1 protein-coding gene and 1 pseudogene are annotated in these 1,725 nt (G+C 63.6%); one reads left to right on the forward strand and one right to left on the reverse strand.

Annotated elements, in window-relative coordinates; genetic code table 11:
• Positions 1-593, forward strand: a pseudogene (locus FHY02_RS22575) (methylase); the annotation flags it as partial.
• 379 nt (positions 594-972) lie between these two features.
• Here the strand turns inward: FHY02_RS22575 and FHY02_RS22580 are convergent.
• Positions 973-1,473 (reverse strand): MucR family transcriptional regulator, encoded by a 501-nt coding sequence (locus FHY02_RS22580; protein WP_183926614.1) that lies wholly within the window; start codon positions 1,471-1,473, stop codon positions 973-975.
• Between the last annotated feature and the right edge of the window lie 252 nt (positions 1,474-1,725).

The raw sequence follows: 1,725 nt of genomic DNA on the forward strand, positions 1-1,725 counted from the left end.
AGGGCGAAGCGATCCCGCGGCTCGAGCTGCAGCGGCCGTGCCGACGCGAGTATATCGGGGAGGCCGACCTGCTCGAGTCCGCCTGGGACAAGATCGATCGCGCCGCGTTCGAGGCGAAATGGGCCGAGGAGGTCGCGGAGCTCGCCGGCCAGACCGAGATCGAGACGATCCGTCTCGCCACGGGGCTGCTCCTGCCGATCTGGTCGGCGCTGCCGTCAGACCACCTCGCGGTGAACCGCATCGTCGACGCGCAGGGCAACTCCTGGCTCGGTCGACTCGTGTTCGACCAGCACGTCGCGCAGCTCTACACCAAGCTCGGCATCGCCAAGAGCGAGGACCTGCCGATCGACGCCATCGCGCACTCGGTCATGTCGGGGCGCAGCGTCGACGTGACCCGGCCTTTCCCGATGACCATCCGGCGCGCGTTCGTGAATGGCACCCAGCGCATCGAGATCGAGCGCGCACCGGCGCAGCAGCTCGCCTATCTGAAGTCGCTTGGCTGCTTCACCGAGATCATCGCCTACCGCACGCGCGTCTTCGTGCCGGTCAGCGAGGCCAACGCTATTCTCGAACGGCTGCTGAAGGCGGCTTAGGAGCGGCCGAGGAGGTAAATTGAAATATATGGTGCGGATCCTGTCGCAGCAGCAAGAACCCACGGCATCCACGACTGTCGAAAGCGGATCAGCAGGAAAACAGCTGCGATGTCGAGGGTGATGTAAGCCACGAAGATATATGGGTGCCACTCATCGCCAGGCTCTACCTTCGCTGGCATCTCAGCCAGGTATCTTAGCAAGGCCGCTGGCACCGCGAGGCAGCATAGGAGGCTGAGCGCGATGAGCGAAGCTTCCTCAAGGGAGACCCAGGCCTTCCGCCACATCGGTCATATGCTCGCGACGATAATGCGTCAGGTCAATCAGTCGCTGCTCATCATCGATCGGCCGGCTCGGCATAACGCGCGAACCGGCCTATCGGTTAGGCCTCGGTGGTCTCGGCCGCCTTCGCCTTGGAACGGCGCGGCTTCGGCGCGGGTGTCTCCGGGGCTGCCTCGGCGACCTTCTGGCCTGGCTTGCGGCCAAGGCCGATCTTCTTCGCCATCGTGCGGCGTGCCTCGCTGTAGGTCTCAGCCACCATCGGATAGTCGCGCTTCAGATTGTAGCGCTCGCGGTACTCGTCCGGCGTCAAGCCATTGGTCGACAGATGGCGGCGCAGCGTCTTGTACGGCTTGCCGTCGATCATGCTGATGATGTGGTCCTTGTCCGCGAGCGACTTACGGACCGACACTGCAGGCGTGTATTCAGGCTGGGCCTGCTCCGAGCTTGCCTCGGGCGAAGCGCTGCTCAGGTTCGCCACGGCATCGTGCATCGTCTTCAGGAACGCCGGCACGTCGTCGGCCGAGGTGCGCGTGTTCGGGTTCGACAGCCACGCGATCGTCAGCTCGGTCGCCAGTTCGACGGGGTTCGTTTCTTCGGTCATCTTGGATCCCGGTAGTCAGGGGGACGGTCGCGGACGCGACGGTATCGTCATAGCCGATGTCACCTTCGCAGTAACTCTGAACAGTCCGAGAACATGTCACGTTCCGATGCAGGCCCGAGCAATGGAGAGAAGGGGGGAGGGAGCTGGTGTCCGGCAGAACGTCGGATGCTCAGCATAAGGGTGATTTCCCATGATCCAGTCCGTCAAGCTGTCGAAGCTGGTCCTCTCCGACGTCAACGTGCGCAAGCGTCG

The sequence above is a fragment of the Sphingomonas sp. BK069 genome (assembly GCF_014193405.1).
Taxonomy (GTDB): Bacteria; Pseudomonadota; Alphaproteobacteria; order Sphingomonadales; family Sphingomonadaceae; genus Sphingomonas.